At 61.9% G+C, this 20182-nt stretch carries 16 protein-coding genes; 7 read left to right on the plus strand and 9 right to left on the minus strand.

From position 1 onward, the window contains the following. The first annotated feature begins 21 nt into the window (after positions 1-21). Positions 22-237 (plus strand): TOBE domain-containing protein, encoded by a 216-nt coding sequence (locus B2J77_RS01140; protein WP_003255829.1) that lies wholly within the window; start codon positions 22-24, stop codon positions 235-237. Positions 238-285: 48 nt separating this feature from the next. On the opposite strand, the gene B2J77_RS01145 is transcribed toward B2J77_RS01140, so the two are convergent. The 5 genes from B2J77_RS01145 to B2J77_RS01165 form a co-directional block, all read right to left on the minus strand. Beyond that, entirely contained in the window at positions 286-5769 is a 5484-nt protein-coding gene (locus B2J77_RS01145) for a hypothetical protein (protein WP_078477822.1), read from the minus strand. A 79-nt stretch (positions 5770-5848) separates the two neighbouring features. Next, the gene (locus tag B2J77_RS01150; RefSeq protein WP_078477823.1) at positions 5849-6484 is read right to left on the minus strand and encodes a TetR/AcrR family transcriptional regulator; all 636 of its coding nucleotides are present in this window, start codon (positions 6482-6484) and stop codon (positions 5849-5851) included. Then, positions 6484-8076 carry a glutamate--cysteine ligase gene (gshA, locus tag B2J77_RS01155; RefSeq protein WP_058637077.1) on the minus strand — a complete coding sequence of 531 codons (1593 nt, stop codon included), beginning with the start codon at positions 8074-8076 and terminating at the stop codon, positions 6484-6486. The genes B2J77_RS01150 and gshA overlap by 1 nt, the downstream gene beginning before the upstream one ends. Before the next feature lie 139 nt (positions 8077-8215). Further along, positions 8216-8599, minus strand: a complete 384-nt coding sequence (locus B2J77_RS01160; RefSeq protein WP_058637078.1) for a PaaI family thioesterase — start codon at positions 8597-8599, stop codon at positions 8216-8218. Further along, positions 8599-10923 carry a Tex family protein gene (locus B2J77_RS01165; protein WP_058637079.1) on the minus strand — a complete coding sequence of 775 codons (2325 nt, stop codon included), beginning with the start codon at positions 10921-10923 and terminating at the stop codon, positions 8599-8601. Before B2J77_RS01165 ends, B2J77_RS01160 begins: the two co-directional genes overlap by 1 nt. Before the next feature lie 216 nt (positions 10924-11139). Between B2J77_RS01165 and ompR the strand changes: the two genes are divergently transcribed. Continuing rightward, a complete protein-coding gene (ompR, locus tag B2J77_RS01170; RefSeq protein ID WP_058637080.1) occupies positions 11140-11880 on the plus strand; it encodes a two-component system response regulator OmpR in 741 nt (246 codons plus the stop codon). Between the two features lie 13 nt (positions 11881-11893). After that, the gene (locus B2J77_RS01175; RefSeq protein WP_058604725.1) at positions 11894-13207 is read left to right on the plus strand and encodes an ATP-binding protein; all 1314 of its coding nucleotides are present in this window, start codon (positions 11894-11896) and stop codon (positions 13205-13207) included. 84 nt (positions 13208-13291) lie between these two features. Here the strand turns inward: B2J77_RS01175 and rimK are convergent, their stop codons facing one another. Both rimK and B2J77_RS01185 read right to left on the minus strand, forming a co-directional pair. Further along, positions 13292-14197, minus strand: a complete 906-nt coding sequence (gene rimK / locus B2J77_RS01180; RefSeq protein ID WP_027914119.1) for a 30S ribosomal protein S6--L-glutamate ligase — start codon at positions 14195-14197, stop codon at positions 13292-13294. Continuing rightward, complete coding sequence (locus B2J77_RS01185) at positions 14194-14676, minus strand: ATP-dependent zinc protease (protein ID WP_023535750.1); 483 nt, start codon at positions 14674-14676, stop codon at positions 14194-14196. Before B2J77_RS01185 ends, rimK begins: the two co-directional genes overlap by 4 nt. A 109-nt stretch (positions 14677-14785) precedes the next feature. Between B2J77_RS01185 and B2J77_RS01190 the strand changes: the two genes are divergently transcribed. Beyond that, positions 14786-15187 (plus strand): RNA-binding S4 domain-containing protein, encoded by a 402-nt coding sequence (locus tag B2J77_RS01190; RefSeq protein ID WP_058637081.1) that lies wholly within the window; start codon positions 14786-14788, stop codon positions 15185-15187. A 24-nt stretch (positions 15188-15211) separates the two neighbouring features. Here the strand turns inward: B2J77_RS01190 and B2J77_RS01195 are convergent, their stop codons facing one another. Beyond that, positions 15212-16006, minus strand: coding sequence for a phosphatase PAP2 family protein (locus B2J77_RS01195; RefSeq protein ID WP_058604727.1), 795 nt, complete (start codon positions 16004-16006; stop codon positions 15212-15214). Between the two features lie 105 nt (positions 16007-16111). On the opposite strand from B2J77_RS01195, the gene hslO reads away from it, so the two are divergent. From hslO to B2J77_RS01210, 3 genes are all read left to right on the plus strand, one after another. Continuing rightward, entirely contained in the window at positions 16112-17011 is a 900-nt protein-coding gene (hslO, locus tag B2J77_RS01200) for an Hsp33 family molecular chaperone HslO (RefSeq protein ID WP_058637083.1), read from the plus strand. Between the two features lie 179 nt (positions 17012-17190). Then, a complete protein-coding gene (locus B2J77_RS01205) occupies positions 17191-18732 on the plus strand; it encodes a phosphoenolpyruvate carboxykinase (RefSeq protein ID WP_023535742.1) in 1542 nt (513 codons plus the stop codon). Positions 18733-18867: 135 nt separating this feature from the next. Continuing rightward, on the plus strand, positions 18868-19305 hold the full coding sequence (locus B2J77_RS01210; protein WP_058637084.1) for an acyl-CoA thioesterase: 438 nt from the start codon (positions 18868-18870) through the stop codon (positions 19303-19305). A gap of 224 nt (positions 19306-19529) precedes the next feature. On the opposite strand, the gene B2J77_RS01215 is transcribed toward B2J77_RS01210, so the two are convergent. Then, positions 19530-20009 carry a glycine zipper domain-containing protein gene (locus tag B2J77_RS01215; RefSeq protein ID WP_058605994.1) on the minus strand — a complete coding sequence of 160 codons (480 nt, stop codon included), beginning with the start codon at positions 20007-20009 and terminating at the stop codon, positions 19530-19532. Between the last annotated feature and the right edge of the window lie 173 nt (positions 20010-20182).

Here is a 20182-nt window from a genome sequence, read left to right on the forward strand (position 1 = left end):
GCCCTTAGAAGGAATTACCCCATGACCATCAAAGCCATCAACGTTCGTAACCAGTTCAAAGGCACTGTGAAAGAAATTCTGGAAGGCCCGGTATTGTCGGAAATCGACGTGCAGACTGCTTCCGGTATCGTCACCTCGGTGATCACTACCCGCTCGGTGCGTGAACTGGAGCTGCAGGTTGGCAGCGAAGTGATCGCCTTCGTTAAATCCACCGAAGTGTCCATCGCCAAGCTGTAAGGCAAGTGGCACCCGGGCTGTCAGGCAGCCCGGGTGATGGAGCATTTGTCAGTCAGCCGGGCGCAGGCTGCCGAACAGTTTGTTGGCCTGAGCCTCGGTCATGGCCGCGCGCCATGCCCCTTCCCCCAGGTCCCGTTCGCTGGCCAGTTTCAGGTGGCCTGCTTCAAGTCGAGTGAAGCCGCTTGAGGGTTTGTGCCGGAAGTGGAAGTGCGCATACCACAGCGGCTGCCCGCTGGCCCGATCCACTATGCGGTATTCCTCAAGATACTCCACCGGGTTGCCTTTGCGGTCCCGTTTCGGGTTCAGCGTGCGCGACCAGCCAAGCTCTACCTCCTGCTGCTCCACCAGGTATTCCAGGTAAGCCACCGTCGGCTTACTGCTTGCTTTGCTCTGGGCTATGCGCAGTTGCCGGCCCAGGGCATGCATCTCTGCTGCAGCGGTGTCCAGTTGCTGGATCAGCGCCAGGTGGCTGGCGTTTAACGAAGTACCCGCCTTGCGCCGGATGCTCTCGCCCAGAAAACGCAGCTGCTGGGCGTGGCCTTCGGCGATGTCTTCCAGGTCTACCGGGAGAGTTTGTGGTTTCCGATACTGGTGCAGCTTGGCCCGTTGCTGATCGATGGCGGCCAGACGGGCACTGGCGGTTTCAAGCAGCGAGGAGAGGGGGGGCGTCGGCATCTGGGGCTCGTTTGCTACCTGTTGCCATTTGCCGTTTTCGCTTTTGGCGTAAACGGTGTGCGGCTGTTCGGAATTGGGCTGGTTGATACGCATGCGCGCCTGGCCGCGCTCGACGAACTCGTTACCGATCAACGGTCCCTCCACCGTCTCGAACAAGCGTGGGCGGCTCGCGCCCTGCGGGGGGTGGTCGGTAGAAGGGCGGGCTGAGCTGGCCTTGGCGAGGTTGGCATCGATTTCGTCGATCAACTCCCGCATGAGTTGACGAAACGACAAGGTTTCTGCTGGTGCCAGCAAGTCCGTGAAGTTGTCTTCCCATGCCGTCAGGTGGTTCAGGTAGCGCACATAGCGGCTTCTGGCGTGGCTGAGGAACGTGCGTTCCTGGGCCCGGCTGAGGCGCGCTTGCGGCAGCTGAACCTGGCTGTACAGCGTGCTGCGCAGAGCAACCCCCTGTTCATGGAAGTGGGTCATGAAGGCCCCCATATGCGGGTGTTCTACCGCGCTTGCCTCGAAAAGGGTGACCGACAGAATCGACGCCCTGACCACGCGGATGTTGCTCAGGTCCAGCACCAGGCCGGTCTGCTGGGCACGGGCCATGTATGTGCTCAGGGTATTGCCTTGCAAGGCCCTGCGCCGTACCTGATGGCTGGTTGCCAGGCGCTCGGCCTCCATCAGCGTCAGCACCATCTCTCTATTTGCCGCCAACGTATTCTGGGTCAGGCGCTTGGCCACCGACGTGGGTACGGTAGATTCAGCTAATGCCTGAACGGCGCTGTACGCCAGCTTGATCTGGTCGGTGGCGAAGGTAAAGCGTGCTGAAACCAGGTGCATGTCCAGCACCGCCATTTCAACAATGTTTTCCTCGCACAGGGTCTTGAAGCGTACGTAATCTGCCCGAGCCAGCGTGGCACGTTGCTCCCGCAGGCGCGCCACGGCCTGCTCATTGAACGCGATGTTGCCCTGAACTTCTTCAGCCAGTTGCGTGCGTGCATTGACGTAGGCAGCTCGTTGCCCGTCAGTGGGCTGCGTACCTTCGGCCACAGCCTCCACTGCCGCGCGGTAGGCCGCCTGCTTCTGCGCCAAACGGGACCGGCAGCGTACGAGTTCGTCGTTGATGTCGTGTGCCAATTCCAGCCCTGTAAGGCGCCTGGGCTGGGCGCGCATTGCTCTGCGCCAATAGGCAACACCGTGATTGAGCAGTGTGGTGAGTGCACCGCCGCCTCCGCGCAGGGCGCTGTCCACCAGCAGGCCACTGAGGCGGCCAGGCGTTTCCCAAACACCGTGCTCGCTGAGGCGTACAGGTTGACGATAGCTGCGCATACCGTGGGGTTTCAGCCTCCAGGTCAGGTAAGCGGCGTCCCATTCAACCGCGTACCAGGCGGCATTGCGCGTGATGTATGTTTGCCGCGTTGCCGTATGCTCGAACACGCCAGCGCCCTGGGGAAGGCTGGAGCGCTTCATCGGGCCGATGGGCAGGTCCGTTTCATAGCCGCCGAAGGCACTGTGGGACGGTTGGGGTGTTCCGCTCACCTGCCGCAGGGGTTGCAGGCGCTGGCGTTGCTGGGCCAATAGCCGCGCTGTGATAGCAGGCTTGCCAATAGCTGCACCCGTTGGGGCCATGGTCAGTACAGCATCGCTGAGCGACTGCAATAGGCTGACGAGGTGCATCAGGCCTTCTTCCAGGTTGCGTTGTTCGAAAGCAGTGACCGCAGCAGTAGCCGCCTGCCAGCCATCGAAAAGTGCAAGGCCGGTACCCACGCCTGGCAATACCCCCAGTACCATTCGCAGCCCCATGAAGAAGTAATGGTCAAATACCTGTGGCGCAGCGAGGGCCACATCGGCCTGGCTGCGAGAGGTGTTACGATGGATGCGAATGAGCGCCCCCATGCCTTGACGAGCTTCATAGGTAGGCAAGGATTCGGGACGCGCAATGCCTATGCCGATAAACCCGTGAAATCCTGACTTCAGTGCGGCGTCGATGTATCGCTCATGCTCATCCGGATCACCGCTCAAGGTTTGCTCAGCCAGGTAGCGGGCCATGGCTTTGTCCAAGGCCATGCTTTGCAGCGCTTGGCATGCCGCATCGCTGTCTGAGTACTGGCTGACGACCTTGCCATTGGGCGCATCCGGCATATAGAGCAACACAGGGCTTGTCTGGCCCTGCACCAGCGCGATGCCGGACAGAGCGACGTTGTCGCTCGAACCATCTGCTGCTACTCCTGGCTTCAACTCCAGCGAGTGGTAGGCAAGGGTCCTGGCTGCGCCTGCAGCCACCTGTTCGTTGTAAAACGTTTCAAGCATGCGTTGGCCGCTGGCATCCAGGCTGGCAGGGCGGCTTAGCAGCAGAAGCTTCAAGCGATGTTCGTAAGGCGCACGCAGGGTTTCCTGACGCCAAGCGACCTGCCAGGGCGTTTCGTGCTCCAAGCCCAGGTAGGCTTGAACGATGTGTGTCTCGAAGCGGCCCGCGGCATCCAGTTCGGTGACCAGTGCGGCAATGCGCGCCGGCGTAAGCCGCGCGGCCAGGTAAGGGTTGGCAGGTTCGAACTTGACGGTGGCATTGCCCAGGCGCAAGCGGCGATGTTCATCGAGCGCCACCATGATGAATGTTTCAAGGGGCACATCGCTGCGGGCCGTGCTGAATATGGGCACATCCCGCGCTCCGGCACCACCGGCGGCCGATTGGCCCGTGACCACTTTGCTGATGGTGACACTGTCAGCGATGTCGAGGGTGATCTGCCCGGCATCCTGCACACCGAATTCGGTTTGCAAGTAGTCCTTGAGCAGTTGGCGGGCAAATTGGTCGCGCGGCTGCAGACTTAAAGCGAGAAGGCTTGCAGATGTGTGCAGTGACGCTTGCAGTGTTTCGATCTGGGCAGCCACTGCGGCGATCTGTTGTGCATCGAGATGGCTCAATCGGGGCAGGTTTTGTTGAAAATGGCTGCTGCGGTTTTTCTCGGCGAATCGCGCAAAGGCTGTCAACCTGGCGAGATGTTCACTGATGCACAGCCGCTGACGCGCTTGTTCGCATGACGTGTCGGCTGGCAGAGCCGCAGCGATGGCGTCAACGCAGTGCAACATGAAGTGCCCATCGACGGGCGGATGCTCGAATGCAAAGGTGGGCGTCTTGCTCAGCCTAGCGTGCAGCGGCACGCCATCGCTGGCGTGGGCCGCCTCCAGCAGTGCATCAGGCCATGCACCGTCGAGGGTAGCCAGCAGGCTGCGTTCAAGTGCCGGTTCGTCCGCGAACATCAGCAGCCCGCCACGTTGGCCTGGGCGGTACAGCAACAGGCTTGGGTCATGCGCTTGGCCTGTCTCGGCCGGCAGCTCACGCACTGTTATGTAACCGCTCAATACCCAGCGCTCACCGGCGTTGGTCACTGCCAAGGCGCGAACCTGTACAGGCCTTTGCAGGCTTGGCTCAGGCCTGTCCACAAGGTTTTCCACCCAGCCAAGATGGGTAGCTGTCAACTCGCCCAGCGTGTGTTGCAGCCGTGCTTCGGCCAGCAATGCCTTGCATAGCCCCTCTGCAATCTGTGTGCGCCTGGGGATGTCGCCGGCCGGCTGTTGCAGCATGGCGCTACTCACAGGCTCTGGCAGGGCGAGTAGGTAGGTGTCCAGCGTGCTCTTCAACAGGTCCTGCGCCGCCTGTTGTTCGCGCAACAGTGTCACTTTGGCCGAAGTCGGTGCAGTGTCGCCTTTCAGGTAACCCTCCAGCAGGGCTTCCTGCTGTTCGACAAGCTGCTGGCGCCAGGCGATGGGCAGGTGCTGCTCCAGGCAGGCGAAGTGTACCTCCTGCGCAGCCATGGCGGCGTCGTCAGCACATACCTGAGCGATTTGTTCCGTCAGGTTCTCGGGCAGAGCCCCTGCCACGATGGCGTTTCGCTTATTCTCCCATGCCTGCAGGTCTGTCCAGTCCAGTGGGTCAATGGCGTGGGTTTGGCACGCCTGCAGCAGGTGGTGGTCGATGAGGCCCTCTTGCTGCGCCAGCGTTTCTGCCATCAGAGCGCTGAATCCATCGCCGTGTAGCGGCGTGATGAGTACATTGTCGCTGCTGCCCAGGGTGATGGGCCATCGCGGGTCCGACCAAAAGATATGACGGTTCTCGAATACCCAAGTGCGCAGGTGCTGCAGGTCATTGAAAGGCACAGTACAGGTCGTGAGTCCTGGGATGTACAGCAACCAGCCGGTGGCTTCTGGTTCGGGCTCTACAACTATCGCCGCAACACTATTAAGCGTTGGCGCGCCGGTGGGCTGCCATTGCAGTTGAGCAAAGCTTGGTGTGGCTCGCCTTGCAGTCAGCCAGGCAGTGATTTCCAGCTTTCCCAGTCCGTAAGCAATGTCCAGGCTGCGCTCGAAATGCTCGCGCAGCAGGGTGCTTGCGTGGCTTTGGCGTGATACGGCAGTACCCGGCATGCGGGCAGCCCAGTAACCATTGGTAGCCCGCAGCCTAGCGGTGCTTGCCAGCGGCCCAAGGTAACGTATCCAGTCAGCGGCGTTCAGCTGAGCCTGAGCACTGCCCTGTGCAAAGCCCCACGTTGTCCAGCTGGCAAACGGGCGGGTGAACGCTGGGTTCGTCAGCAGGCGGGCTGCGAATGAAAGCAAGGTGATCTGCCTGGTCTCATCACGCAGCCCGCAATGGGTTGGGTCTATCCGTAACTGAGCCTGCAGCGTATCGAGCAATGTCTGACGCAGGCTGGGCGCCTGACCGAACAGTGCTCTGAGCTGCGTGGTGCAGGCTGTCAAGGCCGGCTGTGCGGCGACCAGCAAATTACCTTTGCCGGCCAGACGTTCGGGTACGGCGGTCAGGGACGAGGCGGAGAACGTCTTGATAAGTTCCGACTGGGCGGGAGTGGTGGGCATGGTGATGTCCTAATGGGTCGGCATGTGGTGCCCCCATTGAAAGCATCGCGATGGTTCAGCCGGTGGTAGATGTATAGGTTCAGCTCGCCTTGCGCGGTGGCAGGAAGGGCGGCAGATAGAGGGACATATAGGCTTCGAACACACGCATGCCTTCTTCGGCCATGCGTGGGGTGATCTGGTCGAACAACTGCATCGACCGGGCATAGACCCGGTCGCTCAGCTCCATGGCCAGGGCGAACACGTGTACATCGTCTGGCAGGCTCGGCAACTGGAAGTGCCGGTCGAACAGGCGGTGCATCAGTTCGCCCAGTTCCATATCGTGTCGGCGGTCGGCCTGCACCACTTCACTGAGCCCATGCTGGGCCAGAATCAGCTGCCTGGCCGCGGCGTCCTGATGATAGATGTCCAGCATGCGCTGTTCGATCAGCCGGGACAGCTGGTGCCAAGTGGTGAGCGCGCTGCTATCGATGGGCGCGCTGAGGGCTTCGCGAAATGCCCGGTGAACGTCAGCAGTCAGGGCTTCGAGCAGCGCAGGCACGCTGGCGAAGAAGTGGTAGACCGACGACGGCGGGATTTGCGCGCGCTCGGCCACGCTGTAGATCGACAGGCCAGCCACCCCGCCCTCTGCCAGGAGCTCGCGGGCAGCTGCCAGGATCGCTTCGATCCGGGCCTGGCTGCTGGCGCGTGGCTTGCGCGCTGAGGTGTTGCGGGTCATCAGTTGCTGATTGCCAGGATACTGGCCTGGTAGGCGCCCACGAAGGTGTCGAACTCGCCCACTTCTTCCTGTTCCATCTGGGATTGCTTGGCCAGGGACTCGCGCGCCTGTGTTTCGAAGGCCTGCTGCTGGTCGGGGCTCAGGGGCTGCTCGCGCAGTGTCTGGGCGTGGAGACGACTTTGCCGCAGCGAGAACGCGATGAAACTCTCGTCATGCTCGGTCATGCGCGCCAACACCTGGGCCGATGGGGTCAGCTCAGGGTCGTCGACTTTCGCCTGCTGGGCTTGCAGGGCCTGCACGTGATCATCTCCGCCCTGGGCCTGGTCGAGCAGGTTGGCCAATTGACCGATCTGAGCAATCAACTCGCTGGCCCAGTCTTTGAGAGGTACAGGCTGCCCATCACGCTGCAACTTCAGGCCTGGACGCCGGCCTTCTTTGACCACGCTCAGGAAATTGCTGGTGCACTGGCTGCATTCGTTGTTGTTGAGCTGCGGGCTGTCGTCCAGCGCGCAGAACAGCAGAAACGCATCGAGAAAGCGTGCCTCGGTGAGGTCGATGCCCACCGGCAGGAGCGGGTTGATGTCCAGGCAGCGCACCTCCACGTACTGCACCCCGCGCGAGGTAAGCGCCTGGATTGGGCGCTCGCCTGAGTAGGTCACCCGCTTGGGACGGATGTTGGAGTAGTACTCGTTCTCGATTTGCAGAATGTTGGTGTTCAGCTGTACCCACTCGCCATCGACATGGGTGCCAACCTCCACATAGGGTGGGTACGGCGTGCCCACCGCCTTGCGCAGGCTGTCGGTATAGCTGGCCAGGTTGTTGTAGCAGGGCGTCAGGCCCGCCTGGGCATTGCTCTGGTAGCCCAGGTCGCTCATGCGCAGGCTAGTGGCGTAGGGCAGGTAGAGGGTTTCGCCATCGAGCTCTTCGAGCTGATGGGCGCGACCCCGCAGAAAGCCCTTGTCCAAGGCGGGCGAGGCGCCGAACAGGTACATGAGCAGCCAGCTGTAGCGACGGAAATTGCGGATCAAGGCAATGTAGGCGGCCGATTGGTAATCCCGTTCGTTCTCAGTGCTGCCTTCGGCTTCGCGCAGCAATGGCCACAGGGCCTCGGGCAGCGAGAAGTTGTAATGGATGCCGGCGATGCACTGCATGGTGCGGCCGTAGCGCAGGGCCAGGCCCTTGCGATAGACATGCTTGAGCTTGCCGATGTTGGAGGTGCCGTACTCGGCGATGGGGATATCTTCTTCAGCCGGCAGCGAACACGGCATCGACGGGCTCCACAGGTACTCATCGCTAAGCTTGGTATAGACGAACCTGTGAATCTGCTCGAGGTTTTCCAGCACCGCAGCGGCGTCAGGCAGCGCGGGGGTGATGAATTCAAGCAGTGATTCGGAATAATCGGTGGTGATCTGTTCGTTGGTCAGCGCCGCGCCTAGTGCTTCAGGGTGCGGTGTCTGGGCCAGACGGCCACTGTCTGTCACGCGCAGGCATTCGCGCTCAATGCCGTGCAGACACTGCTTGAGCAAGGGGAGATTGGCGCCGAGCAAGCTCAGGCGGCGGTTGAGGAGTGTGCTCAAGATGTATTCCTTCACGCGTCAGTCGCCCCAATATGGGGGTAGAGAGGACGGTCTACAAGGGTAGGTGGAAGGGAACGGGCGTTGTCGCCTGGTTTACCGCGGCCCCAGCAGTGCGCGCGCACTGCCGAAATTACCGCAGATAGTGCTTTGTGAGCTAGAGAGCGACGAAGGTTCCTTGCGCCTTGGCCACCAGCTTGTCGCCCTGAACTACGTCAGCGTCGACCACCAGCGTGCGCTTCCCTGCGTGCAATACCCGAGCGGTGCATAGCACCTCGCCATCGCTGACGGCGCGCAGGTAGTTGATCTTGCATTCGAGGGTGACGCTCTGCTGCTCGAAGCCGTGGCTGGACGAGCAGGCCAGCCCCATGGCGATGTCCACCAGGCTGAAGATCGCCCCGCCATGAAGCTTCTGGCCCCGGTTGCGCAGGTGCGGCGCCACCGCCAGGCTTACCTCGGCAACGCCCGCTTCCAGGCGTTGCAGGCTGCAGCCCAGCAGTTGGCTGAAGGCGCTTTGTACGTACTCCGGCGCCACGTCCATCACTTCTTCTTCAACTGCTTGGCGTTGGCGAACAGGGCAGCCATGGCGTTGTTGGCCGGCGCTGCAGTGGCGGTCTCGCGCTGACGGGGCGCCGGTTGCTGACGGCCACCCCCCTGGCCACGTCCGCCACCCCGGTTGCCTTCGACCTTTTCGCCCGGCGTGTCGCTCATGCGCATGGACAGGCCAACACGCTTGCGCGGAATGTCCACTTCCATGACCTTGACCTTGACCACATCGCCAGCCTTGACCGCTTCGCGTGGGTCCTTGACGAACTTTTCCGACAGCGCCGAGATGTGCACCAGCCCATCCTGATGCACGCCGATATCCACGAACGCGCCGAAATTGGTGACGTTGGTCACTACGCCTTCCAGGATCATCCCAGGCTCCAGGTCCTTGAGGTCCTCGACCCCGTCCTGGAAGGTGGCCGTCTTGAACTCCGGGCGCGGGTCGCGGCCAGGCTTGTCCAGTTCCTGCAGGATGTCGGTCACCGTGGGCAGGCCAAAGGTTTCGTCGGTGAACTTCTTCGGGTCCAGGCGCTTGAGGAAACTGCTGTCCCCGATCAGCGAGCGGATGTCCCGGTCGGTATTGGCAGCGATGCGCTGCACCAGCGGGTAAGCCTCGGGGTGCACGGCAGAGGCGTCCAGCGGGTTGTCGCCGTTCATCACGCGCAAGAAGCCTGCGGCCTGCTCGAAGGTCTTCTCACCCAGCCGGCTGACCTTCTTCAAGGCCGCACGGGTGGCAAACGGGCCGTTGGCATCACGGTGGGCCACGATGTTCTGTGCCAGGGTCGTGTTCAAGCCCGAAATACGCGTGAGCAGGGCGACCGACGCGGTGTTCACGTCCACGCCGACGGCGTTCACGCAATCCTCGACGACGGCGTCGAGGCCGCGTGCGAGCTTCACTTGCGACACGTCGTGCTGGTACTGGCCCACGCCGATGGACTTGGGATCGATTTTGACCAGCTCGGCCAGTGGATCCTGTAGGCGACGTGCAATTGAGACCGCGCCACGGATCGATACATCCAGGTCGGGGAATTCCCGAGCCGCCAGCTCCGATGCCGAGTACACCGAGGCGCCGGCTTCGGAGACCATGACCTTGGTGATCTTCAGGGCAGGGTACTGCTTGACCAGGTCAGCCACCAGCTTGTCGCTCTCGCGGCTGGCGGTGCCATTGCCGATAGCGATGAGCTCGACCGAATGCTTGGCGCACAGCGCAGCCATCACCGAAAGCGTGCGGTCCCATTCGTTTCTGGGTGCATGGGGATACACAGTGGTGTAGTCGAGCAGCTTGCCAGTGGCATCGACCACGGCGATCTTGCAGCCTGTGCGCAGGCCAGGGTCGAAGCCCAGTGTGGCGCGCGGACCAGCAGGCGCTGCCAGCAGCAGATCATGCAGGTTGTGGGCGAAGACGTTGATTGCCTCACCCTCGGCATTGTCGCGCAGTTCCCCGAACAGGTCGGTCTCCAGGTGGGTGTAGAGCTTGACCTTCCAGGTCCAGCGCACCACTTCGCCTAGCCATTTATCGGCCACGCGGCCGCGGTTCTCGATGCCGACGTGCTCACCGATCATCAATTCGCACGGGTGCAGGGTACCCGGCAGCTCTTCGCCCACTTTCAGCGAGGCGCTGAGCACGCCTTCGTTGCGCCCGCGGAAGATCGCCAGCGCGCGGTGCGACGGCGCGCTGCGCAGCAGCTCGTCATGGGCGAAGTAGTCGCGGAACTTGGCGCCTTCTTCTTCCTTGCCGGGCACCACGCGCGCGCTGAGCACCGCCTCTTGCTTGAGGAAGCTGCGCAGTTTGTCGAGCAGGGCTGCATCTTCGGCGAAACGCTCCATGAGGATGTATTTGGCTCCCTCCAGCGCAGCCTTGACGTCTGCCACGCCCTTGTCGGCGCTGACAAAGCGCGCCGCTTCGCTTTCCGGGGCCAGGGACGGGTCGGCGAACAGGCTGTCGGCCAGCTCGCCCAGGCCAGCTTCCAGGGCGATCTGGCCCTTGGTGCGGCGCTTTTGCTTGTAGGGCAGGTAGAGGTCTTCGAGGCGCGTCTTGGTGTCGGCCAGCTTGATCTCGCGCGCCAGTTCCGGCGTCAGCTTGCCTTGCTCCTCGATGCTGGCAAGGATGCTGATGCGGCGCTCGTCGAGTTCGCGCAAGTAGCGCAGGCGCTCTTCCAGGTGGCGCAGCTGGGTGTCGTCCAGGCTGCCGGTCACCTCTTTGCGGTAACGGGCGATGAAAGGCACGGTAGAGCCTTCGTCCAACAGGCCCACGGCCGCCTCGACCTGTTGTGGGCGTACGCCCAGTTCCTCGGCGATACGGCTGTTGATGCTGTCCATGTAAACCACCTGACGTTCTTGAATACGGAGTCGCCGGTGGGCCTTTCGCCCGGCGGCGCTGGATGAAAGCGGCGCATTATACCCATCGCAAACGGCTTGCGGTGATGGCCTGGCGCCAGTTGGAAGTGGCGTCCCGGGAAAAATCTGCTAACAATGCTCACGGCACGCGTTGCAGCGGCTACGCCATAATGCGCAGCGATACCAGAGGAGTAATTCATGACCGGCACGCCAACTACCGCTGAAGGTGAAAAAATTCTGATCGTCGACGACGATCCAGGGCTCAGCAGCCTGCTTGAACGTTTCTTCACCAGCAAGGGTTATCGTGCCCGCGCGGTCCCCAACACCGAGCAGATGGACCGCCTGCTCCAGCGTGAAGTGTTCAACCTGGTGGTGCTCGACCTGATGCTGCCGGGCGAAGACGGCTTGTCCGCCTGCAAGCGCCTGCGCCAACAGAACAATCAGATCCCCATCATCATGCTCACGGCCAAAGGTGACGAGCTCAGCCGCATCAAGGGCCTTGAACTGGGCGCCGACGACTACCTCGGCAAGCCGTTCAACCCCGACGAGCTGATGGCCCGGGTCAAGGCCGTGCTGCGCCGCCAGGCACCTTCGGTACCCGGTGCGCCGGGCAGCGAGGACGAGTCGGTCACCTTCGGCGACTACGAGCTGTCCCTGGCCACTCGCGAACTCAAGCGTGGCGACGAGGTGCACATGCTCACCACGGGCGAATTCGCCGTGCTCAAGGCCCTGGTGATGCATGCTCGCGAACCGTTGACCCGCGACAAACTCATGAACCTGGCACGCGGGCGTGAATGGGATGCGCTGGAGCGCTCCATCGACGTACAGATCTCGCGCCTGCGCCGCATGATCGAGCCAGACCCGTCCAAACCGCGCTACATCCAGACGGTATGGGGTGTGGGCTATGTGTTCGTACCGGATGGAAACGCCGGCAAATGACGCTGCTGCCTAGATGAAGACGCCGCTGTGGTTTCCGCAGAGTTTCTTCGCGCGCACCTTGTGGCTGGTGCTGATCGTCGTCCTGTTCTCCAAGGCGTTGACCCTGGTCTACCTGCTGATGAACGAGGACGTTTTGGTCGATCGGCAGTACAGCCACGGCGTGGCATTGACCTTGCGCGCCTATTGGGCGGCCGATGAAGAGAACCGTGACCAGATCGCCGAGGCGGCAGGCCTGATCCGGGTAACCGGTGCTGGCGTACCGGAGGGCGAGCAGCACTGGCCCTACAGCGAAATCTACCAACGGCAGATGCAGGCCGAGCTTGGCGAGGACACCGAGGTACGGCTGCGCATCCATGCACCGCCTGCCTTGTGGGTCAACGCGCCCAGCCTGGGCCCGGGCTGGCTGAAAGTGCCGTTGTATCCCCACCCGTTGCGCGGGCAGAAAATCTGGAACGTGCTGGGCTGGTTCCTGGCCATTGGCTTGCTGTCCACTGCCTCAGCCTGGATATTCGTGCGTCAGTTGAACCAGCCGCTCAAACGCCTGGTGTTCGCCGCGCGCCAGCTTGGCCAGGGGCGCAGTGTGCGCCTGCCGGTCAGCGACACGCCCAGCGAAATGACCGAGGTGTACAAAGCCTTCAACCAGATGGCCGAGGATGTCGAGCAAGCCGGGCGCGAGCGCGAGTTGATGCTGGCTGGCGTCTCCCACGACTTGCGCACCCCGCTGACCCGGCTGAGACTTTCACTGTCCTTGCTCGGCAGCGACAGTGAGCTGAGCGACGACATGGTGCGCGATATCGAAGACATGGACGCCATTCTCGACCAGTTCCTGGCGTTCATTCGCGACGGGCGGGACGAGCCCCTCGAAGAAGTCGATCTTGGCGCGTTGGTGCGTGAAGTGGTCGCACCCTACAACCAGCCCGAGGAACGTGTTCGCTTGTGCCTGGAGCCCATACCGCCGTTTCCATTGCGCCGGGTGTCGCTCAAGCGCATGTTGGGCAACCTGATTGGCAATGCCCTGCACCATGCGGGCAAGGGCGTCGAGGTTGCAGCCTATGTCTCGGGGGACGAAAGCGCCCCGTATGTGGTGCTGAGCGTGCTTGACCGAGGGGCAGGAATCGACGAATCCGAGCTCGAGACCATCTTCAACCCGTTCATTCGGGGTGACCGTGCCCGAGGCGGCAAAGGCACCGGGCTGGGCCTGGCCATCGTCAAGCGAATCGCCGCCCAGCATGGCGGCAACGTCGAGCTGCGCAATCGTTCTGGGGGCGGTATCGAAGCGCGGGTACGGTTACCCTTGGGGCTGCTATTGCCGCGCAACGCTGTCTGATCGCAAGTCTGGCACTGGCGTGCTTCCAGGGGCCGATCAGCCACCGAGGAAGCAGGCTGGCCTGGTAGGCAGCCAGCGGGGCGATCAGCCCTTGCCCTTGGTTCGGGTCTGGTTGGGCCCGCCGTTCTTCTCCAGGTGTTCGAAAATCATGCCGGCTACGTCCTTGCCGGTAGTCACCTCGATGCCCTCCAGCCCCGGTGACGAGTTGACCTCCATCACCAGTGGGCCGTGGTTGGAGCGCAGAATGTCGACGCCGGCCACGCTCAAGCCCATTACCTTGGCTGCGCGAATAGCCGTCATGCGCTCTTCCGGGGTGATCTTGATCAGGCTGGCAACCCCACCACGGTGCAGGTTGGAGCGAAACTCGCCGGGTTTGGCCTGGCGTTTCATCGACGCGATCACCTTGTCACCCACCACGAAGCAGCGGATATCAGCGCCACCGGCTTCCTTGATGTACTCCTGGACCATGATGTTCTGCTTGAGCCCCATGAAGGCTTCGATCACAGATTCGGCTGCCTTCGTGGTTTCGCACAGCACCACGCCAATGCCTTGGGTGCCCTCGAGGACCTTGATCACCAGCGGGGCGCCGTGGACCATCTGGATCAGGTCCGGAATGTCATCGGGCGAATGGGCGAAGCCAGTTACCGGCAAGCCAATGCCGCGGCGTGACAGCAATTGCAACGAGCGCAGCTTGTCGCGCGAACGTGCGATGGCGACCGACTCGTTGAGCGGGTACACCCCCATCATTTCGAACTGGCGCAGCACAGCGCAGCCATAGAAAGTGACAGAGGCACCAATGCGCGGGATGACTGCATCGAACCCTTCCAGTGGCTTGCCGCGGTAGTGAATTTGCGGCTTGTGGCTGGCGATGTTCATATAGGCCCGCAGGGTATCGATCACCACCATCTCGTGACCACGCTGGGTACCGGCTTCGACCAGGCGGCGGGTGGAATACAGACGCGGATTACGCGAAAGCACAGCGATCTTCATGCAGCACCTGTCAAGGTAGTGTGGGTGGCCGGAAAGGCAGGTTTGTCTTGTACGTACTTCAGGCCCGGATTGACGACCAACTGGCCGTGAATCAGGGCCTTGGAACCCAGCAACAGGCGGTAACGCATGCTCTTGCGGCAAGCCAGGGTAAATTCGACGGCCCATACCCTGTCACCCAACGCGAGCGTGGTGCGAATGACATAACGGGTTTGGGCGTGGCCATTGGAGCTTCGAATGGTTTTCATGCTCACCAGCGGCGCCTCGCAGCGGCGGTGACGCAATTGCACGATCGAACCTAGGTGCGCAGTGAATCGGACCCACGGCTGGCCATTGCGTTCGAAAGGTTCTATCTCGGTGGCATGCAGGCTGGAGGTGCTGGCGCCGGTGTCGATCTTGGCGCGTAGCCCTGCCACGCCCAGCTCGGGCAAGGCTACCCATTCCCGCAGGCCAATTACAGTCAGATGGTCAAATGTCTTCACGAAACGCACCCAGCGGATGAGAGAGTGAACTGTAAGCATGGCGGGGAATTTTTGCATCCGATGCTTACGGTAGTACAGTTCCCCCAGTCACGGAATTCGAGGTATCGGGATGGCACAGAAAGTCGAAGATGACGACAAGGTTCGCCTGGACAAATGGCTGTGGGCGGCGCGTTTCTACAAGACGCGTGCGCTGGCCAAGGCGGCCATCGAAAGTGGCAAGGTGCATTGCCGTGGCGAGCGATGCAAACCGGGCAAGGAGCCGCGGGTGGGCGATGAATTCGTCCTGCGTACGGGCTTCGACGAGCGCACGGTGGTGGTAAAGGCGCTGTCGGCCGTACGCCGCGGTGCACCGCAAGCGCAGGCCCTGTATGAAGAAACCGAAGAAAGCGTGCGCCGGCGCGAGCAGGCTGCGGCGCTGCGCAAGGCCGGTGCCGCCGGTGTCACCACCGATGGGCGGCCGACCAAGAAGCAGCGCCGCCAGATACATCAATTGCACGGAAGCTTCGAGTAGCCGGGGCCGCCAGGCGGCCCAGGCTTAGCGCAGTACGGCCATCCGACCGACCAACGGCAACCTGCCCAGCAGCCTGAACAGCGGGGCGGTCCAGCGCACCAGCGCAGCACTGCTTCTGGCCGCCAGGGGCGTGTACAGGCTCCAGCCCAGTGCCAGCACCGCCATCAACAGGCCGCCGATGTAATCATCCTGGCCCCAGTGTGCGCCCGCGACCAGGCGTGGCAGCATGAACAGCACCGCCAGCCCCCAGATCACCAGGTACTGCCCGACGCGGCGACTGAAGACGCTCATGAACAGCGCCCAGATGAGCAGTACCGAAGCATGATCGCCCGGGAAGCTCTTGCTGGAACGGTCCTTGAGCTCCCAGGTTGCCTCCAGGTGTGGGTAGTAGTCACTCAGGTGCACGGCGCCATCGAGCATCATCGACGGGCTGTTGTGTTGCCAACCGGCAGCGTCGACCCACTTGGAAAACAGTGCTCGAATCACCACTAAGAGCAGTAGCGTGACCAGAAAGCCGAAAAATGCCTGGCGAACCTGGGCGGCCTTGAACACCCAGTCGCCCCGGATCAGCGTGGCCAGCAGGATCAGGCCGACGACAATGTCGAACGGGCGCAGGCTGCCGACGGTCCAGATGTAGCGCCAGGCGGTGCTTTCAGCCAGCGGTGCGTTGAGGCTGTGGAACAGCCATTCGTCGAATGTCAGGCACAGCATCTGGCCAACAGGCCATAACCAGAAACACAGTAGTGCGATGGGCAGTAGCGTACAGGCTACCAATGGCCCCCAGGACCACCTCGCTTGGAACAGTGGTCGATTGTCCATAAGATACCTCGATCTCCTAACGGGAATGAGCGCCCGAAACGCTCGACGACGGGATTGCAAATCCCGGCAATTATCTTGTCATTATTTTCAGATAGCCAGACAACCATGAGCGATTTGCCAGATACAGATTTCACCCAACGTTTCATCTTCGACGAGCGCGATGTGCGCGGCGAGTGGGTGTCTCTCGATGACAGCTACGCCGCGGTGTTGGCGCGTCACGAGTACCCGGCGCCGGTCGCGACCTTGCTCGGCGAGCTGATGGCCGCCACCGCGCTGCTGGTCGGTGCCCTCAAGTTCGACGGCCTGCTGATCCTGCAGGCGCGCTCGGCAGGGCCTATTCCATTGCTGATGGTCGAGTGCTCCGGGGACCGAGACATCCGCGGCATGGCCCGCTACGAGGCCGACCAGATTGCAGCCGATGCCACCCTGTCCAGTCTGATGCCAGGCGGGCACCTGACGCTGACCATCGATCCGGTCAAGGGCCAGCGCTACCAGGGCACTGTCGAGCTCGATGGTGCCGACCTCTCGGAATGCTTCACCAATTACTTCGTGCAATCCCAGCAGCTGAACACTCGGTTCTGGCTGCACGCCGAGGCGGGCAAGGCCCGTGGCCTGCTGCTGCAGCAACTGCCGCGCGACCGTCAGCCCGACGACGAGGAGCGTGAAGACAGCTGGCAGCATGTAGTGGCCCTGGCCAAGACCCTCAAGCCGCAAGAGTGGGCCGAAGCCAACGAAACCCTGCTGCACCGCCTGTACCACGAAGATGCCGTGCGCCTGTTCGACGTCCAGCCTCTGCGCTTCAACTGCAGCTGCTCGCGCGAGCGTTCCGGCAATGCGCTGGTAAGCCTGGGTGAAGCCGATGCCAAGGCGTTGGTAGAGGAATACGGGGGTACGGTGGAGATCGACTGCCAGTTCTGCAATGAGCGGTATTTCTTCGATGCCAGCGATGTCGCACAGCTCTTTGCGGGCGGCGGCACGGACTCTGCCTCAGAAACTCTTCACTGAAACGTTTCACTACAGGAGATTCTCCTGTCGAATTGCGCAAAAGCTCGGTTCTGACAGGAGGGGCCTACTTTTTTTGGGCGTTTCTGGCATAATCCGGCCACTTTTTTCGCTGTAGTAGTTTTTCTGAAACGACTACAAAACGTTTGGAGCACTCGGCCTCGGGCCGGATGGGGTATCTCATGACGCAAGCCAACAACACCGTGTACACCGACCTGAGCGTCGATGAGCTGGTAAAAGAAGCGCTGCAACGCGGTGAAGGTGTACTAGCCGACACGGGTGCACTGGTCGTGGAGACCGGCCACCGTACCGGCCGTTCCCCGGCTGACCGTTTCATCGTCGAAGAACCTTCCACCCAGGACGCCATTGCCTGGGGCCCGATCAACCGCAAGTTCCCGGCCGACAAGTTCGATGCCCTGTGGGACCGCGTCGAGGCGTTCAACAACGCCCAGGATCACTTCGTTTCCTACGTCCACGTAGGGGCGGCGGCCGAGCACTACCTGCCAGTCAAGATGACAACCCAGACGGCCTGGCAGAACCTGTTCGGGCGTTGCCTGTTCATCAACCCGGAGCAGTTCAACCCGGCTGGTCGTGGCGAGTGGCAGATCCTCAACGTCGCCAACTTCGTCTGCGAGCCTGAGCGTGATGGCACCAACTCCGATGGTTGCGTGATCATCAACTTCGCCCAGAAGAAAGTGCTGATCGCTGGCATGCGTTACGCTGGCGAAATGAAGAAAGCCATGTTCTCGGTACAGAACTTCCTGCTGCCGGCTGCCGACGTACTGCCAATGCACTGCGCGGCCAACATCGGCGAAGAGGGTGATGTCACCCTGTTCTTCGGTCTGTCCGGCACCGGCAAGACCACGCTGTCGGCCGACGAGAGCCGCTACCTGATCGGTGACGACGAGCACGGTTGGGGTGAAGGTGTCGTCTTCAACATGGAAGGTGGCTGCTACGCCAAGTGCATCGACCTGTCCGAGAAGAACGAGCCGGTCATCTGGAAAGCCATCAAGCATGGCGCCGTCCTGGAAAACGTCGTGCTCGATGCCAACAAGCACGCCGATTACAGCGACGTCAGCCTGACCCAGAACAGCCGCGCCGCCTACCCGCTGGAACACGTGGCCAAGCGCTCCGAGGCTAACCTGGGTGGTGAGCCGAACGCGGTCATCTTCCTGACCTGCGACCTGACTGGCGTACTGCCGCCCGTATCGATCCTGAACAACGAGCAGGCGGCCTACCACTTCCTGTCCGGCTACACCGCGCTGGTCGGTTCCACCGAAATGGGCTCGGGCGGCGGCATCAAGTCGACCTTCTCCACCTGCTTCGGCGCGCCGTTCTTCCCGCGCCCTGCTGGTGAGTACGCCGAGCTGCTGATCAAGCGCATCAACGGCTTCAACTCCAAGGTCTACCTGGTCAACACCGGCTGGACGGGCGGTGGCTACGGTGTGGGCAAGCGCTTCAGCATTCCGACCACCCGTGCCGTGATCGCTGCCATCCAGAGCGGCGCGTTGGTCGGTGCTGAAACCGAGCACCTGGACATCATCAACCTGGACGTGCCGAAGTCGGTACCAGGCGTCGAGACTGACCTGCTCAACCCGCGCACCAACTGGGCTGACAAGGCTGCCTACGACGAAGCCGCCAAAGGTCTGGCCAACCTGTTCATCGAAAACTTCAAGAAGTTCGATGTATCCGACGCCATCAAGGCTGCGGGTCCTCAGCTGTAAGCTGAAGCAGGTTGTAGTAAAAGAGCCGCCCTTCGGGGCGGCTTTTTGCTGGGGGCTTCAAAAGGGTTAATTCGATCAAACGGCTCATTTTCTGGTTCACTGTGTACACCCAATGTGAAGCCGTGAGCCCGCCCGATGATCCAGCCTCCCCAGCGCACTGCCTTTTCCCACGTGCATCCGATCCTGACCCGCGCGCAAGACAACGACGCCAACGGCCATATCGCCGGCTCGACCGTGCATGCGTACTTTGAAACGGCCATCCATGCTTTTCTGATCGAACACGCGGAACTGGACCTGCGCGACGGCGAACTGGCGGCGTTCGTTGTCAGCTCGGCGGCAGACTTCTATGCCCTGCCGAGCTTTCCGGACGTACTGGAGGTGGCGCTGGGGGTGACGCGTCTGGCTGGGAGCACCGTGGAGTACCGGCTGGCGCTCTATCGCCCTGGTGAAGCCCAGGCGTGTGCAGCGGGGACGGTGGTGCAGGTGTTCATCGACCGCGCCAGTGGTCAGCCGGTTGCGCTACCGGCGCAGTTGATGGCGAAGTTAGCGGCGCTTTTAGAGCGGACCCATTGAAAATCCCGCCCTCGAGGTTTAGTCCTGTTCATTCAGGGTCCGCTTCACGGTCCATCGCGGCACAAGGCCGCTCCTACCCTGCCCTGTGAACCGACTAACTCAGCCGGCACTCGGTCACTGTAGGAGCGGCCTTGTGCCGCGATGGGCCGTGAAACGGCCCCGCCGTTCTTAAGTGAACAGTGCCCTCAAGGCGGGGTCATACGCGCAGCGGCTACCCTGACTCATCAAGGGTGGCGGTGACGGCCGTGCTTGCGGTGGCCATAGTGGTGACCACGGTCCCAGTGACGACGGTCGTCGTAGTCGCGGCGGTAGCGGCGATGGTCGCGGCGATCATCCTGATCGGCCTTGTTGCCCATGTAGTTGCCCAGGGCACCGCCTGCGCCACCGCCAGCGGCTGCACCGATGTAACTGCCGGTGGTGCCACCAACGCTACGGCCTACTACGTTGCCGCCTGCTGCGCCGAGCGCACCGCCGATGGCCGCTTCGCCGCGCTGACGCTTGTCGGCGCCGACCGCACTGCCGGCGGCTCCGCCCAGGCCTGCGCCAATGGCGCCGCCAGTACTACCACCAATGGACTGGCCTACGACTGAGCCCAGTACCCCACCCAATGCGCCGCCAATGCCGGCCTCGGTGGAGCCGCCTGCCATGGCAACGCCGCTGAGCAAGCCAAAAGACAACAACAGAATCGAGGAGTACTTCTTCATTCAAGAGAGCCTCAAAGGGATGACGAGGCGAATGTGCTTCTATCTGCATCCAGTGGCAACGAATATCCGACGAATTGCACGGGTTGTACACAATTCGTCAACTCATTGATTTATAAGTGAAACTTTATCTTTTTCCTGCGGTCTTATGCTCTTGTGACAGAGCCCTGATCCTG

Origin of the sequence: Pseudomonas parafulva (assembly GCF_002021815.1) — a bacterium.
Taxonomy (GTDB): Bacteria; Pseudomonadota; Gammaproteobacteria; order Pseudomonadales; family Pseudomonadaceae; genus Aquipseudomonas; species Aquipseudomonas parafulva_B.

What these genes read in the sequence shown, in the direction of transcription:
- B2J77_RS01205 (WP_023535742.1), top strand. Translation starts at nt 17,191, where the DNA reads ATGACGCAAGCCAACAACACCGTGTACACCGACCTGAGCGTCGATGAG.
- B2J77_RS01160 (WP_058637078.1), bottom strand. Translation starts at nt 8,599, where the DNA reads ATGGACGTGGCGCCGGAGTACGTACAAAGCGCCTTCAGCCAACTGCTG.
- B2J77_RS01210 (WP_058637084.1), top strand. Translation starts at nt 18,868, where the DNA reads ATGATCCAGCCTCCCCAGCGCACTGCCTTTTCCCACGTGCATCCGATC.
- B2J77_RS01215 (WP_058605994.1), bottom strand. Translation starts at nt 20,009, where the DNA reads ATGAAGAAGTACTCCTCGATTCTGTTGTTGTCTTTTGGCTTGCTCAGC.
- ompR (WP_058637080.1), top strand. Translation starts at nt 11,140, where the DNA reads ATGACCGGCACGCCAACTACCGCTGAAGGTGAAAAAATTCTGATCGTC.
- B2J77_RS01145 (WP_078477822.1), bottom strand. Translation starts at nt 5,769, where the DNA reads ATGCCCACCACTCCCGCCCAGTCGGAACTTATCAAGACGTTCTCCGCC.
- B2J77_RS01165 (WP_058637079.1), bottom strand. Translation starts at nt 10,923, where the DNA reads ATGGACAGCATCAACAGCCGTATCGCCGAGGAACTGGGCGTACGCCCA.
- hslO (WP_058637083.1), top strand. Translation starts at nt 16,112, where the DNA reads ATGAGCGATTTGCCAGATACAGATTTCACCCAACGTTTCATCTTCGAC.
- B2J77_RS01150 (WP_078477823.1), bottom strand. Translation starts at nt 6,484, where the DNA reads ATGACCCGCAACACCTCAGCGCGCAAGCCACGCGCCAGCAGCCAGGCC.
- B2J77_RS01175 (WP_058604725.1), top strand. Translation starts at nt 11,894, where the DNA reads ATGAAGACGCCGCTGTGGTTTCCGCAGAGTTTCTTCGCGCGCACCTTG.
- B2J77_RS01140 (WP_003255829.1), top strand. Translation starts at nt 22, where the DNA reads ATGACCATCAAAGCCATCAACGTTCGTAACCAGTTCAAAGGCACTGTG.
- B2J77_RS01195 (WP_058604727.1), bottom strand. Translation starts at nt 16,006, where the DNA reads ATGGACAATCGACCACTGTTCCAAGCGAGGTGGTCCTGGGGGCCATTG.
- rimK (WP_027914119.1), bottom strand. Translation starts at nt 14,197, where the DNA reads ATGAAGATCGCTGTGCTTTCGCGTAATCCGCGTCTGTATTCCACCCGC.
- B2J77_RS01190 (WP_058637081.1), top strand. Translation starts at nt 14,786, where the DNA reads ATGGCACAGAAAGTCGAAGATGACGACAAGGTTCGCCTGGACAAATGG.